The 21,341-nt window shown below is 58.7% G+C and carries 15 protein-coding genes; 4 read left to right on the forward strand and 11 right to left on the reverse strand.

The annotated features are described in order from the left end of the window. Positions 1–16: 16 nt before the first annotated feature. The 3 genes from C1N56_RS21075 to C1N56_RS21085 are packed head-to-tail and all read right to left on the reverse strand — an operon-like array spanning position 17 to position 2,587. Complete coding sequence (locus tag C1N56_RS21075; RefSeq protein WP_058758829.1) at positions 17–778, reverse strand: amino acid ABC transporter ATP-binding protein; 762 nt, start codon at positions 776–778, stop codon at positions 17–19. Further along, positions 771–1,694 carry an amino acid ABC transporter permease gene (locus C1N56_RS21080; protein ID WP_021509533.1) on the reverse strand — a complete coding sequence of 308 codons (924 nt, stop codon included), beginning with the start codon at positions 1,692–1,694 and terminating at the stop codon, positions 771–773. The genes C1N56_RS21075 and C1N56_RS21080 overlap by 8 nt, the downstream gene beginning before the upstream one ends. After that, entirely contained in the window at positions 1,691–2,587 is an 897-nt protein-coding gene (locus C1N56_RS21085) for an ABC transporter substrate-binding protein (protein ID WP_021509534.1), read from the reverse strand. Before C1N56_RS21085 ends, C1N56_RS21080 begins: the two co-directional genes overlap by 4 nt. Before the next feature lie 492 nt (positions 2,588–3,079). On the opposite strand from C1N56_RS21085, the gene C1N56_RS21090 reads away from it, so the two are divergent. After that, a complete protein-coding gene (locus C1N56_RS21090; RefSeq protein ID WP_394517498.1) occupies positions 3,080–5,260 on the forward strand; it encodes a TonB-dependent siderophore receptor in 2,181 nt (726 codons plus the stop codon). Positions 5,261–5,292: 32 nt separating this feature from the next. On the opposite strand, the gene C1N56_RS21095 is transcribed toward C1N56_RS21090, so the two are convergent. From C1N56_RS21095 to C1N56_RS21110, 4 genes are all read right to left on the reverse strand, one after another. Continuing rightward, entirely contained in the window at positions 5,293–6,744 is a 1,452-nt protein-coding gene (locus tag C1N56_RS21095) for an MFS transporter (protein WP_394517499.1), read from the reverse strand. Between the two features lie 49 nt (positions 6,745–6,793). Then, positions 6,794–7,390: a TetR/AcrR family transcriptional regulator gene (locus tag C1N56_RS21100; protein WP_058770527.1), complete on the reverse strand. Its 597-nt coding sequence runs from the start codon at positions 7,388–7,390 to the stop codon at positions 6,794–6,796. Between the two features lie 130 nt (positions 7,391–7,520). Then, positions 7,521–8,435, reverse strand: a complete 915-nt coding sequence (locus C1N56_RS21105; protein ID WP_058781405.1) for an alpha/beta fold hydrolase — start codon at positions 8,433–8,435, stop codon at positions 7,521–7,523. A 208-nt stretch (positions 8,436–8,643) separates the two neighbouring features. Then, positions 8,644–9,537 (reverse strand): MurR/RpiR family transcriptional regulator, encoded by an 894-nt coding sequence (locus C1N56_RS21110; protein ID WP_021509539.1) that lies wholly within the window; start codon positions 9,535–9,537, stop codon positions 8,644–8,646. Between the two features lie 407 nt (positions 9,538–9,944). Between C1N56_RS21110 and C1N56_RS21115 the strand changes: the two genes are divergently transcribed. After that, positions 9,945–12,077, forward strand: coding sequence for a TonB-dependent siderophore receptor (locus tag C1N56_RS21115; RefSeq protein WP_394517500.1), 2,133 nt, complete (start codon positions 9,945–9,947; stop codon positions 12,075–12,077). Next, positions 12,067–13,227, forward strand: a complete 1,161-nt coding sequence (locus C1N56_RS21120) for an ABC transporter substrate-binding protein (protein WP_394517501.1) — start codon at positions 12,067–12,069, stop codon at positions 13,225–13,227. The genes C1N56_RS21115 and C1N56_RS21120 overlap by 11 nt, the downstream gene beginning before the upstream one ends. A gap of 1,140 nt (positions 13,228–14,367) precedes the next feature. Here C1N56_RS21120 and C1N56_RS21125 read toward each other — a convergent pair. The 4 genes from C1N56_RS21125 to fdhF are packed head-to-tail and all read right to left on the reverse strand — an operon-like array spanning position 14,368 to position 20,144. Then, positions 14,368–15,312: a cytochrome d ubiquinol oxidase subunit II gene (locus C1N56_RS21125; RefSeq protein ID WP_394517502.1), complete on the reverse strand. Its 945-nt coding sequence runs from the start codon at positions 15,310–15,312 to the stop codon at positions 14,368–14,370. An 11-nt stretch (positions 15,313–15,323) separates the two neighbouring features. Next, a complete protein-coding gene (locus C1N56_RS21130; RefSeq protein WP_394517503.1) occupies positions 15,324–16,694 on the reverse strand; it encodes a cytochrome ubiquinol oxidase subunit I in 1,371 nt (456 codons plus the stop codon). After that, positions 16,687–17,172, reverse strand: a complete 486-nt coding sequence (locus tag C1N56_RS21135) for a DUF1641 domain-containing protein (protein ID WP_394517504.1) — start codon at positions 17,170–17,172, stop codon at positions 16,687–16,689. Before C1N56_RS21135 ends, C1N56_RS21130 begins: the two co-directional genes overlap by 8 nt. After that, a complete protein-coding gene (gene fdhF, locus C1N56_RS21140) occupies positions 17,172–20,144 on the reverse strand; it encodes a formate dehydrogenase subunit alpha (RefSeq protein WP_394517505.1) in 2,973 nt (990 codons plus the stop codon). The genes C1N56_RS21135 and fdhF overlap by 1 nt, the downstream gene beginning before the upstream one ends. Before the next feature lie 303 nt (positions 20,145–20,447). Between fdhF and C1N56_RS21145 the strand changes: the two genes are divergently transcribed. Further along, positions 20,448–21,341 (forward strand): SDR family oxidoreductase, encoded by an 894-nt coding sequence (locus C1N56_RS21145; protein WP_021509546.1) that lies wholly within the window; start codon positions 20,448–20,450, stop codon positions 21,339–21,341.

The raw sequence follows: 21,341 nt of genomic DNA on the forward strand, positions 1-21,341 counted from the left end.
AAATGAAAAACGGTGCTTACAGCACCGTTGCAATAAAGTTTCTTACCCGTCCGTTTTCCGGATCGTCGAGCACCTGCTGCGTCGGCCCCGCCGCCACAATCCGTCCGCCTTCCATAAACACGATGTTATCGGCCACCTCGCGCGCAAAACCGATCTCGTGTGTCACGATCACCATGGTGATGCCGGAGTGCGCCAGCTGTTTAATCACCTGCAGCACTTCACCCACCAGTTCCGGATCGAGCGCAGACGTGGGCTCATCAAACAGCATCACGCCGGGATCCATCGCCAGCGCACGGGCGATCGCCACGCGCTGCTGCTGACCACCGGAAAGATTCTGCGGCCACTCTTCTTCGCGCCCGGCCAGCCCCACCTGCTTAAGCAGCGACAGCGCTTTGCTGGTCGCCTGCTGGCGGCTCTGTTTTTTCACCCGCATCGGCGCATCGACAATGTTTTGCAGTACGGTGCGGTGCGGGAACAGGTTGAACTGCTGAAACACCATGCCGATTTCGGCACGCTGACGCGCAATCTCGCTGCTGCTCAGCTCGTGCAGCGCCTGGCCTTTCTGCTTGTAACCAATGATCTCGCCACCGATACGAATCGTGCCACCATCCAGTTTTTCCAGATGATTAATGCAGCGCAACAGCGTCGATTTGCCTGAGCCGGACGGTCCGAGGATCACCGTCACCGAGCCGGCCGGGATATCAAGATTAACTTCATCCAGAATAGTGACGCCGGAAAAACGTTTGGTCACCTTACGTAAGGCGATTGCTTCAGCCATTGCTGACGCTCCTTTCGGCTTTAGGCGCGGAAAAACCGGGCAGCGACTTGAGTAAACTGCGCTTTTCACGGCGCGTGACGCCCCGGCCAAAGTAGCGCTCGACGTAGAACTGACCAACCGACAGTACCGAGGTCATCAGCAGATACCACAGCGTCGCCACCAGCAGCAGCGGGATCACTTCATAGGTGCGCTGATAGATGATCTGCGCCGAAAACAGCACATCCTGCAGGGAGATCACCGATACCACCGCCGTGGTTTTCAGCTGGCCGATGATTTCGTTACCGGCTGGCGGCATGATGGCGCGCATCGCCTGCGGCAGTACGGTATGGCGGAAAATCTGCGCCGGACGGTAACCCAGCGCACGTGCGGCTTCCAGCTGGCCATTGCCAACGCTCTGAATCCCGGCGCGCACGATCTCAGCCGCATAGGCAGACTGATGCATTACCAGCGCGATCACCGCCGCGCTGAACGGGCTGACCAGCGCATTGGACTGAGTACTCCAGATTTCACCCAGACCCGGCAGCGACAGCGAAATGGTCGGGTACAGCGCCGCGATGTTGTACCACAGGAACAGCTGTACCAGCATCGGCACGCCGCGGAAAAACCAGGTATAGAACCAGCTGACGCCGACCAGCACCGGGTTGGATGACAGGCGCATCAGCGCCAGCACCGTGCCAAAGGCGAAGCCCAGCACCACCGAAATCGCTGTCAGCTGCAGCGTCATCAGCACGCCCTGCAGGATTGACTCGCCAGTGAAGTTTTCCGCAATCACGCCCCATTCGAAGCGCGGATTGTTGATCATCGAATGCGCCATCGCCACCACGCACAACAGCACCACCAGCGCACTGAGCCAGCGTCCGTAGTAGCGTTTACCGACGATTTTCAGATCGTCGGTGTGGTCGTGAAAGTCACTCATTGAAAGATATCCTGATTACGTTTTGACTCTTTAACCGCGCCAAAGCCGATGCCCCAGTTATCCAGGATCTTCTGGTAGCTGCCATCTTTAATCAGCGAGTTCAGCGCTGCCTGTACGGCAGGTTCAAGCGCGGAATCTTTCGGGAAGGCGACCGATACCGGCGCATCATGCACGGTGATTTCGCCGCTCATGGTCAGCGGTTTGATCACTTTCACCTGCCACAGCAGGCCTTCGTACGGGCCGAGGAACATCGGCACACGCCCGCTCACCACCGCCTGAACACCCGCCGGGCGATCCGGGAACACTGACACTTTAATCGGTTTTTTCCCGGCCGCTTCACAAGCTTTGCTGGCCTCTTCCAGACGGGTCACCTGAGTGGTGCCGGAACCGGCGCCGACTTCTTTACCGCACACCTCGTCGAGGGTTTTGAACGGCGCGACGTTGGCGTCTTTCCGCGAAATAATGCCGAGACGGCTGGCGTCGTAGTAACTCACGAAGTCGATAATTTTGGCGCGCGCCGGCGTGGCGTTGATGTTGGACAAGGCCACATCGTAGCGGCCGGTTTTCAGTCCCGGAATGATGTTGTCGAAGCCGCCGGTATCGCGCCACTGCACCTGAATGCCGAGACGCTCACCGACCGCGTTCATGATGTCAATTTCACGACCGGCCAGCGTTTTGTTGTCTTCTTTATAGAAGGTGGTGGGCGGCGTGTTGGGGTTGGTTCCTGCCACAATATAGCCGCGCTTCGCCACGTCGGCGGGCACCAGGCTTTTCAGCGCGGCATCAGCCTGTACATGCAGTGAGCTGTCGGTTGGGACGGATTGTTCGGCGGCAAACGCGGTGTGCGCACTGAGAGCGAGTGCGAAAAGGGTGATACCTTTTGCGAATTTCACTGGAACCTTTCTCCTGATATTTAAAATGTTTCCCGGCAGGGAAAAGGCGTCGAGGTAGCGATGTATTTTTCCCTTTGCCCATGTCGCGTAAAGCCGCGCGGCGCAAAGGATTGTCATCCTCTGAACGTCCCGCAGCCATTCTCTGGAAGATAGGCAGCGATCACAAATGCGAAAAACAGATATCTATTGCCGAAATCCGGCAATAGGGTTCTTTGCTGGCCTGAATGCGGCCCTGTCGTCGCGCAAAAATCAGATTGTTACCGCAAATCAGGCACCTGCTTATGCTGCCATGCTGAATGATTTGCTTATTAGCCATAACGTTCCCGTCTAAGCATCTATGTTGCCCTCTTGACAAAAACTGACAAAAAAGCGGCGCGATGAGGCGATTTACGCAGGAATGTAAAGAAGTTGCACGCCAATATACAATGCAAACCATTCTCATTATCATGCGCATTTGCTTACAAATGTTAACGCATCAGGGAGATGATATAAGTGAATGTAACTGTATGTGGCAAAAAGCGTCCGGTCGCACTGTGCCTGGCGGGCCTGTTAACCTCACCGGTGTTTGCCGCTGAACCCACGGAGAAGCTGGCCGACGATGAGTCGATGATTGTGACGGCAGAGCAGGAGCTGAAGCAGCAGCCGGGAGTTTCCACCATTACCGCTGAAGACATCAAAAAAAGTCCGCCCGTTAACGACCTCGCGGACATCATCCGCAAAATGCCCGGCGTTAACCTCACCGGTAACGGCGCCAGCGGCAGCCGCGGTAATAACCGCCAGATCGACATTCGCGGCATGGGCCCGGAAAACACTTTGGTGCTGATCGATGGCGTGCCGGTCACCTCCCGTAACTCGGTGCGTTACAGCTGGCGCGGTGAGCGCGACTCACGCGGGGATACCAACTGGGTACCACCGGAAATGGTGGAACGCATTGAGGTGATACGCGGTCCGGCCGCTGCCCGTTATGGCTCCGGTGCTGCCGGCGGTGTGGTCAACATTATTACCAAACGCCCGACCAATGACTGGCACGGCTCGCTGTCGCTGTTCACTAACCAGCCAGAAGATGACAAGGAAGGTGCCACCCGCCGCGCGAACTTCAACCTCAGCGGTCCGCTGGCCGGTGAGGCACTCACCATGCGGCTGTACGGCAACCTGAACAAAACGGATGCCGACGCCTTCGACATCAATACCGCGCAAAATGGCGCTTACGCCGCCGGACGCGAAGGCGTGCGTAATAAAGACATCAACGGCGTGCTGTCGTGGAAAATCACCCCGACGCAGATTATCGATTTCAGCTATGGCTACAGCCGCCAGGGCAATATTTATGCCGGCGACACGCAAAACAGCAACAGCAATGCCAGCGCCAACGGGCTGGTGGAAGCGCTGTACGGCAGCGAAACCAACCGCCTGTATCGCCAGAACTACGGAGTGGTGCACAACGGCATCTGGGACTGGGGCACCTCTAAGCTTAACTTTAGCTATGAGAAAACCAACAACACCCGTCTGAAAGAAGGCTCCGGCGGCAGCACCGAAGGGATGATCAACAGCGATACGTACGCTACCAGCCGGCTGGAGAGCTATCGCGCCGGCGGCGAGATCAATTTCCCGCTGCAGCTGCTGGTCGATCAAACCGTTACGCTGGGTGCTGAGTGGAATCGCGATGAGCTTAACGATCCGGCATCGGTACAGGCCACCAGCGCACCGGGCGTCGATTTCGGCGGCGTTTCCAGCGACGGTTCGCAGCGTGACAGTAAAAACAGCGCCACCATCAGCTCGCTCTATTTCGAAGACAACATCGCCGCCACCGACTCCACCGAAGTGATCCCCGGCCTGCGCTTCGACTATCACGATCAGTTTGGCGCTAACTGGAGCCCGAGCCTCAACCTGTCGCAGGGCCTCGGTGATTACTTCACGCTGAAAGCCGGTATTGCGCGTGCCTTTAAAGCGCCAAACCTGTATCAGTCCACTGAGGGCTACATCCTGTCGACGCGCGGCAACGGTTGTCCGATTGGCCTGTCACGCTGTTACCTGCTGGGCAGCAAAGACCTTGATCCCGAGATCAGTGTGAATAAAGAAGTGGGCATTGAATTCAGTCATCAGGGCTATGTCGCGGGCATCACCTGGTTCCGCAATGATTACAAAAACAAAATCATCTCCGGCACCACGCCGGTGGCTTCAACCGGCTCGTATAACCTGCTGCGCTGGGAAAATGGCGGCAAAGCGATCGTCGAAGGGCTGGAAGGCAATCTGAGCATCCCGCTGATCGCCGACACGCTGGAGTGGCGCACCAATGCCACCTATATGTTCCGCTCGGAGAGCAAAAAAACCGGCAACCCGCTGACGGTAATTCCTGAATTTACCATCAACTCGCAGCTGGAGTGGCAGGCGACCGAGGCGTTCAGCGCCAACATCAACTGGACGCAATACGGTCGACAGAAGCCACGCCAGTATGCGGAAACCAGCCTCGAGGCCAGCCGTGGTCTGTCGCAGCGTGAAATCAGCCCGTATTCCATTGTCGGGCTGAACCTCAACTACGACATCACTAAAAACCTGAGCGCCAACGCCGGTATCAACAACCTGTTTGATAAGCGCGTTTATCGCGAAAATGCCGGGGCATCGACCTATAACGAACCGGGCCGCGCCTGGTACGCCGGTGTCACGATGTCGTTCTGAGGAATGGACGCGATTGGTTAGAGCGAGCGAACTTAGCTGAGGGGTTTAAGCACCGCCGCCTGTGTGGCTGGCCTGCGCGCCAGCCGGATGCTCAACAGCGCGCCGGCCGCCAGACAGATCGACATACACACTATCGCCACGATGAAGGCATGGGTAATCTCTCCTGGCCCCTTGCCCGTGCCCAGCACGGCATAAAAGATCCCGCCGATAATGGCCACGCTCAGCGCCGTGCTCAGTTGCAACGTGGAGCTGGCGATACCGGCAATCATCCCGGCCCAGGCGGGTGCCACGCGTCCGGTGACGATGTGCATCAGCGTCGGCAGCGCCAGCCCCTGGCCAAACCCCACCACAAAAAGCCCCACGGCCAGCGGCAGCGCCGCCGGTGACACACCGACCGGCGTGCTGGCCATCAGCCACGCCAGGCCCAGCAGGCCGACCACTTCCAGCACCATCCCAGTGGCGTTAACGTAAGGCCCAATCAGCCGTCGCGCAGAGGGCGTGGACAACGGCCCCAGCAGAAAACCCGCACCAAAGGGCAGAAAGATCAGCCCGGCGCTCAGTACGCCCTGATGCAGCGCGCCCTGTAAATAGATCGAGAACAGCAGGAAGAATACGCCAATCGAGTAGAACAGCAGCGCCAGCAGCAGGGACAGCCCCAGCCCCGGCACGCTGAAAATCGCCGGATCGATCAGCGGATCGCCGCCCTGCTTTGCCAGCCGGCTTTCATAGCGCCAGAACAGAGTGCCCAGCACCGGCACCAGCAGCAGTGATAGCCACGCCCACAGCGGCCAGCCCGCTTCCCGCCCTTCAATCAGCGGCACGATCAGCAGACCCAGCGTCATCATCGACAGTCCCATTCCGCCAAAATCCAGCTTGCGCGCGTGCTGAGCACGCGTCTCTTTAATCAACGGGATGCCAAACAGCACCACCAGCAGCGCCACCGGCAGATTGACCAGGAAAATGGCGCGCCAGCCGCTATTAAACAGGTTGAGTGAGATCAGGATGCCGCCCAGCGCCTGGCCAATCACCGAGGCCAGACCAAATACCGCGCCGTACAGGCTCAGCGCGCGTGATTTCTCCGCCTCCGGGAAAATAGCCTGAATCGAGGCCAGCGCCTGCGGTGCCATAATCGCTGCAGTGATGCCCTGCAGCACGCGGCCAGCGATCAGCGCGCCCGGTGACCAGGCAAAGCCACACAGCGCAGAAGCCGCTGCAAAACCGGTCAGGCCAACGAAGAACATGCGCCCGCGGCCAAACAGATCGCCGAGGCGACCGCCGGTGATCAGCGTGACGGCGTAAAACCCGGCATAAGACGAGATGACAAATTGCTCCGCCGAGCCGGACGTGGCCAAATCGCTCTGAATCGACGGCAGCGCCACATTGACAATAAAGAAGTCCAGCGGGGGTAAAAATGCGCCTGTCAGCAGGACGATAAACATCGCCCAGCGGCGTGGCTCGGGATTTAACGCGTGCGGTTCGGACATCACAACACCTCACTAAGGAACCGATTGGTTCCAATATGGATAAAAAAAATTAGTCGAGCAGACGCATCGTGCAGTCCACTACGGCGTTCATTTCTGCTTCCGTTGCCCCGGTTTTACCGAGGATGCGCATCCCTTCAATCTGGCAAACCAGTAAGCGGGCCAGCACCTGCTCATCACGCTCGGGCAGTTCTCCGCTCAGCTGACCACGCACCAGTGTTGCCGCATACAGCTGCTGCAAACGCCGGAACATGCGCCCCGTGCGTTCGGCAATCTGTTCATCATGCGCGGCCATCTCGGTGGTGAGCGACACCACCAGACAACCGCGCCGCCCTTTCTCACCGCTGGAGAGCGCGGCATAACGCAGCAGCGAGGCGCGAATCGCCGCTTTAACCGCGCCGGGCTGCGCCAGAATATCCGAGGTGGCTTTCAGACCTTCGGTCATGTAGATATCCAGCGCGGCCAGCAGCAGCCCTTTTTTATCGCCGAACGCCTTGTAGAGACTGCCGCGCGATAAACCGGTCCCGGCGATCAAATCCGGTAGCGACGCCGCTTCATAGCCGCGATCCCAGAAAACGTGCATGGCGCTGCGGGCGGCCTCTTCCAGCTCGAACTCGCGCGGGCGACCGATGACGGTCAGGTTCTTCATCACTGCCCTCCCCTGTAATTATAAACCAACTGGTTCCTATCTTAGCCGCAATGCAGTGGCTATTGCAAGTCAGCCGGCCCCCTTCACGGCGCGGCCGCTTACGCATGGATAGTCAGGGTTAAGTGATGCGTTACACAAAAAACTGACGTAACGCGTCGGCCAGCGCCTGCGGTTGCTCATCCGGGATAAAGTGACCACAGTGCGCGAGGCGAATCCCGCTGACGTCGGCAGCAAAGGCGCGCAGCGGCTGTGCCATATCGGCAATTGAGCCCTGATCGGCGCTTACCGCCAGCAGTGGGATCGCCAGTTTGCCCCGGGTTTGCAACAACTGACGATTCTGCTCCGCCGAGGTGCTGACCTCACGATACGCCGCCATGCCGGCGCGCAGCGCGCCGTTTTGCTGCAGCAGCCGCACATATTCCGCCATCTCTTCGTCACCAAACACCATCGGGCTGGCTGCTTTGCGCTGCAAAAACCACTGCAGATAGAGCGCTTCACGACCGGCGATCAGCGCTTCCGGCAGATCCGGCAACAGGTGAAAAGCAAAATGCCAGGTTTTCCATGCTTTGTCCGGCGTCGCAGGCAGCGCATCCGGCAGCGTCACGCCGGGAATGCCGGCATCCAGCAGCGCCAGTTTGCTGATGGCATCACCGTGCAGCATCGCCAGCGGCCAGGCAACCCAGGCACCCACGTCATGCGCGGCCAGGTAGTAACGCTCAACCCCTAACTGCTGCAACAATCCCTGCACGCTGTGCGCCAGCGAGGTGGTGTCATAACCGCTGGCAGGCTTGTCGGAGTCGCCCTGGCCGGGAAGATCCGGCGCAATGATGAAATAGTCTGCCGCCAGCTGCGCCATCACCTTACGCCAGGCAAACCAGCTCTGCGGAAAGCCCGCCAGCAGTACCAGCGTTGGCCCCTGCACATTGCCGCCGCTGACGTAGTGCAGCCGCACACCCGCCACCGTGGCGTAAGCATGGTTAAATTGCGGCAGGTGATCGACGGGCTGTGACCAGCGCGGCGCGGCGTCCAGGGCAGGCAGTGACATAAGCGTTCTCCGGTTATTTTGGTAAAGAGTGTTTCCTTATTGGATGCGATTCTGCGCTACCGCGCCGTTAACGCGGACTCATTAAGGAAATGTTTATTTCCTTAATATTAACGACAGCCACGCGCGCCTTGCAAGCGAGTCTGTGAAATAGATCCGGAAGCGAACGGCGGAGTGAATCGTCCCGCCGCCGCGCCTTAGTGATGTGCGGTTATCCCGCCTTCTTCGCCGTGGGTTTCAGCGATCGATTGAGATCCTGAATGCGTTTCATGGTTTTAACCGTGCGTGCCGAACTGGCGGAGGCCACCGCCAGAATCAGCATTTCGAGGCACACCAGCACCGTACCGTGCAGCGGCATGCGACCATTTTCACCGCCGCGCGGCACGTTAATCACCACATCCGCCTGCTGCGCAAACGCCGAATCCAGCGCGTGGGTCAGCAGAATCACCGGCATACCCAGCCGCTGCGCCTCTTTCAGCGTCGTCATGCCCTCACGGTGCGCCGATTTCTGCGCCATCATGATCAGTACATCGCCGCGCTGTAGCGTTATCAGCTGTTCTGCCAGCGCAATCCCGGCACGGTTAAGCGTCACCGCCGGCAGGCCGATGCGCCGGAACAGTCGCGCGCTGTACTCCGCCAGAATGCCGGAAGCGTTGATGCCAAACAGCGCCACCTGACGCGCTTCCAGCAGCAGTGTCACCGCAGCCGCCACCGCCTGACGGTTGACCGGTTCTGCCAGTACTTCGCAGGCGCGCTGATGGCCGCCCAGCACAAAATCGATGCCGGAGTTGATGTCACACGACAGTTCGCTGATGGTCGCGCTCATCTTCTCTTCCGAGTTTTGCGCCGGACCAAACCACGCGGCAAGCGTGGTTTTCAGATCGCGCAAACCGGCAAAGCCCAGCGCCTGCACGGTGCGCACCACGGTGGCGTCAGAGGTTTGGGTGGCCTGGGCGATATCCAATGCAGTCGCGTCTAATATAGCCTCACGATGTTCGTGGATATATCGCGCCACCGTTTGCAGGCTGGCCGATAATGTCGTGACGCGCGCACGGTAGCGTTCACCGAATACATCCACCCGATTTTTAATGTTATTTGCCGCCATTATGTTGCCTGTTAGTAATATCGCATTGTTGTGAACCGCATCGGCAGGCCGGTTTGTAGTGAAAATTCGCGCCGCTACCGCTGTCCACTCCCTTCACGTCTGGCTTAACCCGGCCAGTCTCAAACCACATAAAAATCATAATTAACTGTTTGTAAATAAATTTACTGACTGCTCCGGTTTAAAATCCCCTGCCGCGCTCTGCTGTAGTATCCACACCATCATTTACGTTTACTACTACATTTTTTCATGTTTGAATGATTCTCAATTACATCTCAGCCGCCTTTTTCCGCTGACTGATGGCATAAAAATGCCGGGCCGCGAATGTCCTGTTCGTCACCGGCAGCATTTTACTGATAGCTTCGTTGCGCGGAATAAATAATCCCGCAATTACACCAGGTTTATATTCGATGCAGAACAACTCACCGCGGGCGGTTAAATTACTGTGCCATCCGGCTATCCTTGCCGCTATTTACGGCGTAACGGCACTCAGCAGTACTGACAGCCTTGCCGCTGAACAAAACAGCACCCTCACCGTAACGGCACAGCAGCAAAACAGTGACGACGGCTATAGCGCCACCAGCAGTTCGGTCGCCAGTAAAACGCCGGTGTCGCGCCTCAATGAAGCCCAATCGGTGAGCGTGGTGACGCAACAGCAGCTGGAGGATTATCAGGCCGACAGCCTCGCCGACGCGCTGCGCTTTGTCAGCGGCGTAAGCGAAGGCAACACGCTGGCAGGTACCGAAGATGGCTTTGTACGGCGCGGCTTTGGCAGCAACTCGGATGGTTCCATCTATCGTGATGGGGTGCGCAGCAGTCAGGGGTTGAATTTCGACGCCACCACCGAACGTGTCGAGGTGCTGAAGGGCTCGGCTTCGCTGCTGTACGGTATCCAGAATCCCGGCGGCGTGATCAATATTGTGAGCAAAAAGCCGCAATACACCTGGCACACCAAAGTCAGCGGTCGCGCAGCCAGCGAGGGCGGCGGCGCCGGCACGCTGGACGTCACCGGCCCGCTCGGCAACGGTTTTGCTTTCCGCCTGATTGCCGAAAAGCAGAATCAGGATTACTGGCGCAATTTCGGCAGCGATAAACACACCTTAATTGCCCCCTCGCTACAGTGGTATGGCGAGCAGGCCAGCTTCCTCATCAGCTACGAAGATTATCAGTACGATATTCCCTACGATCGCGGCACGGCGTTTGTTAACGGTAAGCCGGTGGCGATTGGCTATAAAGATCGCCTGGACGATAAAGCTAATCATGCGTGGGGCCACAATAAAACCCTGAACGCGCACTACGACTGGCAGTTCAATGAGGCGTGGAGCACGCGCCTGACTTTTGGCTGGAACCAGCGTCAGTACGACAACAACGAAGTGCGGGTCACGGCGATCAACCCCACCACCGGCGTGGTGACGCGCCGCGCCGACGCCAACCGTGGCTTCAACCATAAAACCAAATACGTGGCGTGGGATGTGATCGGTTCGCCGCAGCTGTTTGGCATGACGCACGATGTGGTGTTCGGCACTGATTATGAAATGAACCAGACTTACCGTGCGCACCAGTATCAGGGTAAAGCGAACACCGGCTTCAACCTGTACGATCCGCAATACGATATGCTGGCACCGATCACCAACAGCAGCAGTGAAAACAGCGCCAACGCCAACCTGCTTAACCGCCTGCACAGTCGCTCGGTATACGCCAAAGACAGCATTTCGCTCACCGACGACTGGATTGCGGTGCTGGGGGGACGCTATCAGCACTATGAACAGCGCGCGTCAAAGGGCTTCGATCCGGTGGTGCAAACGCTGGACAGCGAGGGCAACAAGTTCCTGCCGCAGGCCGGGCTGATTTACAAACTGACGCCGGATGTCTCACTGTACAGCAGCGTGAGCAAATCCTTCACGCCGTCGACTGACGTCGACGATGACGGCAACGTCGGCAAGCCGGAACAGGGCACCACATGGGAAGTGGGCAGCAAGTGGCAGATTTCGCCCCGGCTGTTTGCCAGCGTAGCGCTGTACCGCATCGACGAACGCGATATGTCGCTTAATATCAACGGCAGCACGCGCGCCATCAATAAAGCGCGTTCGAGCGGCGCTGAATTTGAGCTCAATGGTGAAGTGCTACCGGGCTGGGATCTGAGCGCCAACTACAGCTACGATAAGGCTGAAATCGTCGACGATGGCGTCAATCCGGCGAACAAGGGCAACCGCCTGCAGAATGCACCGCGTCACGCCGGGGCGCTTTACCTGAGCCATAACCTGACGCTGAACGGCATTCCCGGTGACTTCCGCGTCGGCGGCGGTGCGCGCTACGTTGGCTCACGCGCCGGCGATCCGGAGAACAGCTTTACGCTGCCGGATTATGTGGTCGCCGACAGCTTTATCGCCTGGAATAATCAGCTGTTTGGCGAGAAAACCCAGCTGAAGCTTAACCTGAATAACCTGTTCAATAAGCACTACTACACCTCCAGCGGCGGCAACCTGCGCGTGCGCGAAGGGGAAACCCGTAACCTGATGGTCGAGGCCAGCGTTGAATTCTGATCGAGCGAAAAAGCCGCTGACGTGGCGAGCCTGGCTGGCTGCCCTCCTGCTGCTGGCGTTCAGCACCAGCGCGCTGGCCAGGGTGATCACCGATATTGACGGCAATCGGGTGGAGATTCCCGATAATCCGCAGCGCATCGTGCTGGGTGAGAGCCGCATGCTGTATACCCAGGCACTGCTGGCGCCGGATGACCCGTTCCGCCACATCGTCGGCTGGCCGCGCGATCTGCAAAAGTATGACAGCCAGACGTGGAACAGTTTTGCGCAGCGGTTTCCGCAGATGCTGAACATCCCGACGCTCGGATCGGGTGGCCCTCAGGCGATCAATCCGGAGCAGATTCTCGCCCTGCGACCGGACGTGGTCATTCTGCCGAGTCTGGCGCGCTACGATGATGCCGATCTGAGGCTGGTCAGCATCCTGAATGCTGCGCATATTCCGGTAGTGAAGATCGATCTGCGCGTACATCTGTTAAAGAACACCCGGCGCAGCGTAGAGATTTTTGGTGAGGTGCTGAATCAGCAGGCGCGCGCGGCGGCGTTCAACCGCTTTTACAGTGCGCATCTGCAGGTGATCGAGGAACGGCTGGCGCGCTATCACGGGCCGAAACCCACGGTGCTGTTGCAGTTGCATCTGGGACGGCGCAACGAGTGCTGCGTGACGGCGATTAACGGCAGTCTGGGCGAGCTGCTCAACGCCGCCGGCGGCGACAATATTGCTGGCAAAACCCAGCACGGCGTGTTTGGCCGTTTGAGTGAGGAGCAGGTGATCGCAGCCCAGCCTGAGTATTACTTTGCCACCGGCTTTGGCGATAACGCCAGCGCAGGCCTGCTGCGCCTCGGGCCGGACGTCGCGCCCGACGCGGTGCTGAGCAGTTTCCGCCAGCTCACCGCGCAGCAGAACGGCCTGCGTGAGCTGAAGGCGATTCGCAACGGCCATGCAGCGGCAATCTGGATGAATTTTTACCTCAGCCCGTGGCACATTGCGGTGACCGAGTTTATGGCAAAAACGCTATATCCGCAGCTGTTCGCCGACATCGATCCGCAGCAGACGCTGGAAACCCTGTTCCATGATTTCCTGCCGATCCCCTATCGCGGCACGCTGTTTATGCGGATTCCGGCGGTGGATTCATCCAGCCAGCACAAGCCATAGCGGCGCAGCGGTTGGATCAGCGCGATAAATCGCGCCGCTACAAAGCGTGCCAGCGAATAATTCCGTTATTACATACTGCACCAATCGTAGCGGCGCAATTTATTGCGCGAAAACACAGGGCGCAGCGGTTGGATCAGCGCGATAAATCGCGCCGCTACAAAGCGTGCCAGTGACCAGTACCGTTATCACATTCTGCACCAATCGTAGCGGCGCAATTTATTGCGTAAAAACACAGCTGCGCAGCGGTTTGATCAGCGTGATAAATCGCGCCGCTACGAAACCTGCCAGTGACCAGTACCGTTATCACATTCTGCACCAATCGTAGCGGCGCAATTTATTGCGTAAAAACACAGCTGCGCAGCGGTTTGATCAGCGTGATAAATCGCGCCGCTACGAAACCTGCCAGCGACCCGTACCGTTATCACATTCTGCACCAATCGTAGCGGCGCAATTTATTGCGCAAAAACACAGCGGCGCAGCGTTTAGATCAGCGCGATAAATCGCGCCGCTACGAAACGTGCCAGCGACCAGTACCGTTATCAAATTCTGCACCAATTGCAGCGGCGCAATTTATTGCGCGAAAACACAGCGGCGAAGCGTTTAGATCAGCGCGGTAAATCGCGCCGCTACGAAACCTGCCAGCAACCAGTACCGTTATCACATTCTGCACCAATCGTAGCGGCGCAATTTATTGCGCAAAAACACAGCGGCGCAGCGGTTGGATCAGCGCGATAAATCGCGCCGCTACGAAACGTGCCAGCGACCCGTACCGTTATCACATTCTGCACCAATCGTAGCGGCGCAATTTATTGCGCGAAAACACAGCGGCGCAGCGTTTAGATCAGCGCGATAAATCGCGCCGCTACAAAGCGTGCCAGCGACCAGTACCGTTATCACATTCTGCACCAATCGTAGCGGCGCAATTTATTGCGCAAAAACACAGCGGCGCAGCGGTTGGATCAGCGCGATAAATCGCGCCGCTACGAAACGTGCCAGCGACCAGTACCGTCATCACATTCTGCACCAATCGTAGCGGCGCAATTTATTGCGCAAAAACACAGCGGCGCAGCGGTTGGATCAGCACGATAAATCGCGCCGCTACGAAACGTGCCAGCGAATAATACCGTTATAAACACTTATTTATGCCTGCGGCTGGCGCTTAAACACCCAGAACGCCCAGCTGTGGTACAGCAACGTCAGCGGCAACACAATCAGCAGCCCCGTCACCACGAACCCCTGCGTCACCGGCGAGGAGGCCTGCTGGTGCATCTCCAGCTGCCACGGCAGCAACCACGGATAAAGTCCGCACGCCAGCGCCGCGACCACCACGCCCGTCTGTACCAGCGTGATCATCAGCAACGCCACCATCGCTTCCCGCCACAGCGTAAGCAGCTGCAGCAGCCACAGCGCAGGCAACAGGCTCAGCAACACTTTTCCCGGCCAGCGCTGCCAGCTCTGCTGCCACAGCGCCGGCTCCAGCAGCAGCACGGCGATAAAGCAAGCCAGCGTCACCACCCACCACAGCATGGCCAGCGCCCGCGCCCGCTCCACCACCGGCTCGCCAATGCGCCAGCACAGCCAGCAGCAGCCCAGCAGCAGATCAACCGCCACCAGCCCGAGGCCGCACAGTAGCGGCACCAGCGAAAAATCAATCACAATCCCGCTGGGCGGACGCGACACCAGCATCAACCCGCTCATCCAGCCTGGCAGAAACGCCGCCAGCAGCGAGCTGACCATCAGCAGCCGGTCCAGCCAGCGTCGCCCGGTCTCGTCAGGCTGACCGCGATACGCCAGCGCCAGCCCGCGCAAAAACAGCGCCAGCAGGAAGAGAAACAGCGGCACCTTCAGCGTCTGTAGCAGCAGACTGTACAGCGGCGGAAACAGCGCCAGCATGCCGCCTGCCAGCAACACCAGCCAGGTTTCATTGGCATCCCACAGCGGCAGCAGGCTATGCACCATCCACTGCCGTTCTTCTGGCTGGTCGAAACTGTACAGCAGCATCCCCACGCCGCTATCCGTGCCATCCAGCGCCAGATACATCAGCAGGGCAAACAGCAGGAGCACAGCAGAAAGTTCGACCAACATCCTCACCCTCCTCAGGCTGGCGTCTGTATGGTTTCCGCTACCGCCGTCACTTGCGGATCCGGCAGCGGCGCCGCCAGGTGGCGCAGCAGATAACCCAGGCCAAAGGCAAAACTCAGTGCGTAAATCACCACCACCGACACGAAAATGGCGACGCTGCTGCCGAGGGACATTGGCGCCAGGCTGTCGGCGGTACGCAGCATGCCGTATACCGTCCACGGCTGCCGGCCAACCTCCGTCACCACCCAGCCCGCCAGCAGCGCAATGAAGCCAGCCGGTGACATCAGCGCCAGCAGACGCAGCACGCGCTGCGACTGATCAAGACGACCGCGCCAGCGCTGCACATTGCCCGCCAGGCTGCTCAACAGCATCAGCAGCGCCAGTCCCACCATCAGGCGAAAGGCAAAAAACACCGGCAGCACCGGCGGCAGGCTGTCGCGCGGAAACTCACCCAGGCTTTTGATGTGGCCGCTGAGGTTATGGCGCAGGTAGAGCGAGCCGATAGCCGGGATCGCCAGCTCGGCGTGATTCCGCTGCTGCGCCTGATCGGGCAGCGCAAACAGCCGCAGCGGCTCGCCCTCCCCTGGCGCAGGCGGCTGCCAGCTGCCCTCGATCGCCGCCAGTTTGGCGGGCTGATAGTCACGGGTGTTTTCGCCGTGCAAATCGCCCACCACCATCTGCAGCGGCACGATGCACAGCGACACCGTCAGCGCGCTGCGCAGCATCAGCCGGCTGGCGGCCTCGCCAGCATTACGCAGCAGGCGCCACGCCGCGACACCACCCAGCAAAAACGCCACGCTGATCCACGAGGCCAGCAGCATGTGCGCCAGCCGCCAGCCAAACGAGGGCGCGGAAATCAAACTCCAGGCACTATCCGGCGTGAACTGGCCGGCGTCGTTGAGCGTAAAACCGCGCGGCGTTTGCATCCAGGAGTTAGCGGCGAGGATCCAGAAAGCGCTAAAAATCGCGCCGAGCGCCACCAGACAGGTAATGGCGAAATGCACGCCGGGTTTCACCCGATCGATGCCAAACAGCATCACGCCGGTCAGCGCCGACTCGAGGAAAAAAGCGATCAGCACTTCATACAGCATCAGCGGACCAATAATGCCGCCCGCTTTGCTGGCAAACACCGACCAGTGGGTGCCGAACTGAAACTCCATGATCACGCCGGAAACCGTGCCAATCGCCACGGTGAGCGCGAATACCTTGATCCAGAAGTGCAGCGCCTGATGCGCTTCCGGCCGCCTGCCCCATAGCCAGCGCGCTTCAAACCACACCAGAAACGGGGCCAGCCCCAGCGTCAGTGCTGCCAGGGTAATGTGCATGCCCATCGTCAGGGCAAACTGACCGCGCGCGATCAGCAGCACCCACTCCTGGCTACTCACGGCTCGGCTTACCGCTGTAGCGGGTTATCGGCTTCTCTTCGTCACCCTGCATTGCGCGCGCGAAGGTTTCCAGCGCCGCCAGCAGTGGCCGGATGCCCTGCCACAGCGCCTCATCATTCAGCAGTTTGAGCACGCCACTGACGCCCGGCGCGCTTTTCTCCTGCTGCGCCGTGTCGCTGGCCGGCTTCATCGCCAGCAGGGCATCGCGCAGCGCCAGCAGCAAATGGTTGAAACGCTCCGGCGGTACGGTGCTGAGGGTCATAAACAGCAGCGACAGGTTCTGCACCGCATTCTGCGTGCCGGGCCGGTTAAGCCCGGCGGCGACGATTTTGCCGATGTCATTGTTGGCTTTTACCATGTCATTAGCCAGGCGCAGGAAGCCGTGCTGATGCAGATTCTCCAGCAGTTCGTTCAGCGCCTCCTGCGCGCTGGGTTCGGTGCGCGTCGGAGAGGGTTGATAGTGCAGCGGTTCGGCCATTAGCTTTTCTCCGGATGCGAAACGTGTTCAGGTGGCTGGCGGTACTCAGGCTGCTGCCATTTTTGTTCAACGGGCAGATGATCCAGCGGCGTGCGCTGGCCGTGGCGGAAGTTGTGCAGCGGAATCGGGTGCGGCTGTGGCGCATGCGCCAGTTTGCGCATCATCACCGCAATTTCCTTGTAGGCGGGCGTGTTGACGTCGGGATCGTGATGTTCACCGGTCAGCCCGTTAATACCCGGTTTGCCATGGTGAATAGGAATGAACAGCACATTGCCGGCCATCCGTTCGGTCACCACCACCGGCACCTCTACGCTGCCCCGGCGCGAACGCAGTTCCACCCAGTCGCCCTGCTGTAATTGCCGCTCCTGCGCCAGCTGCGGCGAAATCTCAACAAACCAGTTGGGCGACAGCGATTTGATGCGCCCGCCCTGCCCGGTCTGATTAGTCGACTGGAAATGCTCCAGCATACGTCCATTGTTCAGCAGCAGGTCGTACTGCGTATCGGGCGCCTCCATCGGCGGCTGCCACGTCAGTGGATACAGACGCGCTTTGCCATCAGGAAAGGCGAAACGCTCGGTGTACAGCAGCGGCGTGCTGCTGCCGTCGGCGTTTACCGGCCACAGCTGTGACTGCCAGCCGACGAGGTTCTCATAGCTGACCCCGGCAAACAGCGTGGCGATACCCGCAGCTTCTGCCATGATGGCGCCGGGATTCGGGTAGTGCCAGTGATGGCCAAGACGCGCCGCGACCTCCGTCAGTATCTGCCAGTCGGGCCGGCTGTCGCCGAGCGGCGCAAACGCAGGTGAGAAGTGCTGAATGCGCCGTTCGGTATTCACGAAGGTGCCCTCTTTCTCCAGGCTCGGACAGCCAGGCAGCACCACATCCGCGAACTGCGCGGTACGGCTCATGAAGATGTCCTGCACCACCATGAAATCCAGCCGGCTAAAGGCTTCGTGCACTTTGGTCGAGTCCGCATCGGAAAAGGCGGTCTCTTCGCCGATGATGTACATGGCGCGCACCCGCTGTTTATGCGCGTCTTCCACCATCATGAAGTTATCCAGCCCGGCCTCTGAGGAAAGCGCTTCCGGCGCCACGCCCCAGGCGCGCGCCCACTTTTCCCGTACCTGCGCATCGGTCACTTTTTCGTAGCCGGGATAGACATTGCTTAAGCAGCCAAAATCGCTGGCACCCTGCACATTATTGTGACCGCGCATCGGATAGCCGCCGGTGCCGGGCCGGCCGTAGTTGCCGGTCACCAGCAGCAGATTGGAGAGCGCAGTGCTGGTATCCGCACCGTGGCTGTGCTGCGTAATGCCCATCGCCCACAGCAGGCAGGCGCTGCCCGCGTTGCCGATCATCTCGGCGGCCTCAGTCAGCTGCGCCACGCTCAGGCCGGTGACCTCACTGGCCATCTCAAGGGTGAAAGGCGCCAGCGAGGCGCGGTATTCCGCCACCTGATTCACGCGCTCGCGCAGGAATGCTTCATCAGCATAACCGTGGTCAAACATGTAGCGCGCCATCGCCGACGCCCACACCATGTCGGTGCCGGGGCGGATGCGCAGATAACAATCGGCGCGCTCGGCCATTTCGTGACGGCGCGGATCGACCACCAGCAGCTTCTGTCCGCGATGTTTGTGGCTCTGTTTGATATGTGAAGCGAAAACCGGATGATTTTCCGCCAGGTTGCTGCCAACGGTGATGATCAGGTCGGTCTGCTGCAGATCGCGCAGCGTACCGGCATCGCCACCGTAGCCTACGGTGCGAAACAGCCCTTCCGTCGCCGGGTTCTGGCAATAGCGCGAGGAGTTGTCCACGTTATTGGTGCCGAAAATCAGACGGGCGATCTTCTGCGTCAGGTAGGCTTCCTCATTGCTGGCTTTACTGGAACCAATAAAACCAATGGCATTACCACCGTGCTGGCGCGCCACCGCGCGCAGGCCGTCGGCCACGCGCTGTAGCGCCTCTTCCCAGCTGGCCGGGCGGAACTGGCCGTTTTCTCGAATCAGCGGCGTAGTCAGCCGGTTCGGGCTGTTCACAAAATCCCAGCCAAATTTGCCTTTGACACAGGTTGAGATGCCGTTAACCGGCGCATCGGCCACCGGCTGGATTTTCAGGATGTGGCGATCGCGCGTCCAGACTTCAAAACTGCAGCCGACGCCGCAATAGGTGCAGACGGTTTTGGTTTTTTTGATTTCGACTTTGCGCAGCGCATCATCGATCAGCGAAATTCCGGTGATCGGCTCCATGCCGATGCTGTTTTCCAGTGATTTGACGAAATCAATCAGAGGCCGCTTCAGGTCTTCATCCATCGCGGTGAAGGGACCGGCGTCGGGCTGCATGGTTTTTTCCAGCAGCGCGTTGCACGGGCAGACGGTCACGCAGTGCCCGCAGCTGACGCAGCTGGAACCGGCAATCTGCGTTCCGCCATCCCACAGCACGCGCGGGTGATCGGCGCTGTAATCAATCGACAGCGTCTCATTTACCTCGACATTCTGGCAGGCTTCCACGCAGCGTCCGCACAGAATGCACTGATCCGGATCGTAGGTATAAAACGGATTACTGTGGTCTTTGCTGTCCGGTTTGCGCTGGTAGGGGTAATACTGAATCGGAATGTGCATGTCCGCGACGGTGTTATGCAACGTGCAGTCGCCGGTATTGTGTTCACACACCGTGCAGTAGAGTTCGTGGCGATTGAGGATGCGGTCCATGCCCTCCTGCTGTGCCGCCTGCAGCACCGCGCTCTGGCTGACCACGCGTAAGCCCTCGGCGCTGCGTAACGTGCAGCCGCGCACCGCTTCGCCATCCACCTCCACCCAGCAAACATCACAGGTTTGCAGCGGCGGCAGCGCCGGGTGATAACAGACATGAGGCAGTTTTTTTCCCTGCTCCTGCAGAAAATCAATTAACGGTTGATTTGCGGTTCCGCTTAAGCGCTCACCATTAAATATAATGGTACATTGTGCTTCGCTCATTTAACGCCTCGTTTAAGCCATCGCTCATAATTATTCGGGCCGGCCAGCGCCGGTTATTATGTAAAGTTATGCTTAGAGCTTAGAAACAAATATCTTTCGTGCAAGCAGGCCGATTCGCTTAATAACTCGCATGGCTTACGCAGTGTTAAAATAATCATTACGTTAGTGATTTTGTAACTAAAAATATCATTTCAGTTACGCCCGTCCCGCTTTAATAAATCGCGACTGCTTATTTTTTGACGTGACAAATATCACATCTCTGCCAGGCTTAATTTACACGTTCCACTGTACAAGGAGATAGGTATGACTTCATTTACTAACAAAACGCTGATTACCCAGGAATATCCAAAGCCGCCATTCAAAAAGCAGCATCAGCCCATTCCGGGATTAGCCAGTAAGATGGAACCCCGTCCCGATCACGGTGAAACCAGCTATCGCGGCACTGGCCGTTTAACCGGGCGCAAGGCGCTGATTACCGGTGGTGACTCCGGCATTGGCCGCGCGGTAGCCATTGCGTATGCCCGTGAAGGGGCAGACGTGGCGATCAACTACCTGCCGGAAGAGGAGCAGGACGCCGCTGAAGTGGTGCAATTAATCGAAGCGGAAGGCCGTAAAGCGGTGGCGATTCCGGGTGATATTCGCTCAGAATCTTTTTGCCAGCAGCTGGTAAAAGAGGCAGCAGAAAAACTCGACGGCCTGGATATTCTGGTGAATAACGCCGGTCGCCAGCAATTTAATGAGTCTATCCGTACGCTCTCAACGGAAGATTTTGACGCCACCTTTAAGACCAATGTTTATGCGATGTTCTGGATCACCAAAGCGGCACTGGAATATCTGCCTGCCGGATCATCCATTATTAATACCTCGTCGGTTCAGGCGTATGAACCGAGCGCCATCCTGCTGGATTATGCGCAAACCAAAGCCGCGATCGCCGCCTTTACTAAAGCGCTGGCGAAGCAGCTGGGCGAGCAGCAAATTCGCGTCAATGCTGTAGCACCAGGACCGTACTGGACCGCGCTGCAGGTGTGCGGCGGTCAGCCGCAGGAAAAAATCGAGAAGTTTGGTGCCAGCGCGCCACTGGGGCGTCCGGGTCAGCCGGCTGAAATCGCGCCGTTGTACGTGACCTTCGCTGAAACCACCAACAGCTTCACCTCAGGTCAGGTGTGGTGCTCCGATGGCGGTACCGGTACCGTCTGA

The organism is Pantoea sp. SGAir0175, assembly GCF_043547855.1.